The following is a 1,168-nucleotide window of genomic DNA, read 5'->3' as shown; positions in this document are numbered from 1 at the left end:
AATCATCTTCATCTTGATGCACAATATAAAACCTCTGCTGTTCTTTTAACTGAGTCTTAAATAATTGTACAAAGCCAAAATCTTTGAGCCAGACCACTTGACCCTGATGGAAATCTGGCAATAAACGCAGTTGAAACCATTGTCCTTTTTCTGGGGAAACCTTACGGTTACAGTCGATACCAAACATAAATCGAATACCATATTTTCTTATGGTTTTTAGATTTCCAGTCGATGAATACCAACTATCACCTGTAATAAATTGAATCTTTGCACCCCAACCGAGTACTTCACTTAACATATCCATAAAGTAATCATTCTTGGTTTTACCTTCAGATTTGTCATAAATTCGGAAATTAATTGGAATATTTTGACCATTTTGATCTGTCGCATACAAGGTAATGAGATTAATACCCTTGACGGATCGGTGGTGTTTGCCTGACCAAAAATAGCTCACTAAGTCCATATGCTGACTATACGGTTTATCTAAAACAGTATCATCAATACTGACTATAAGTTTATAATTATCAATATGTTGAATTGCTTCTTGATACAGGTCGTGAGGTGTGTAGTCTTCACGCTCTAGGAAGCGATTTACACTATCATGCGAGATATTATAAGTCTCGGCAAGTTGTGTGCAGCTAATAGAGTTCGGTTCTGTCATGAGAAAGCCCATATAAATGGGTAATGTACAAGTTGCTGTAGAAGCATGTTTAGTTCGTCTGATCACAGATACTTTATAAACTATTTTAATACTTTTTTGAATCCGTCAATGCGTAAGTCCTATTTAAGAAAAAAGTCATCAATAAAGCAGAATAATTCTGTACTATAAAACATTAGGACTAGGGTTGTAAGTTTTGTGTGGTAACTCAACTGATAGCTTTAGTCCTTCTATTTTTCAAGTCAATTTCTTATCCGCGATTCGGGTTAAAATAGACGTTTTTACAAATTAATATGCTTTTTATAAGTTTTATAAATTAGAATCTAAGTTATTTGTCACATTATCTTTATTTTATAAATTGTAAATCGCATCTCTGTACACGACAAAAATAGATAACTCATTGAAATAATGTCACAATAATTGTTTTCTAACGACGAATACTATGACACATCTCAATGAGTTATATCTTATCTTAAACAAATCTCTAAAATGGAACAAGTCACATTTAAA

1 protein-coding gene is annotated in these 1,168 nt (G+C 32.8%); it reads right to left on the bottom strand.

Annotated features, from left to right (window positions below; genetic code table 11):
* Positions 1 to 727: IS701 family transposase (locus tag F972_RS02325; RefSeq protein WP_228127547.1), on the bottom strand; the 727-nt coding region annotated here is incomplete at its 3' end.
* Positions 728 to 1,168: the final 441 nt, after the last annotated feature.

The organism is Acinetobacter sp. CIP 102529 (assembly GCF_000368325.1).
Taxonomy (GTDB): domain Bacteria; phylum Pseudomonadota; class Gammaproteobacteria; order Pseudomonadales; family Moraxellaceae; genus Acinetobacter; species Acinetobacter parvus.
This window is presented reverse-complemented; position numbering and strand designations above follow the sequence as displayed.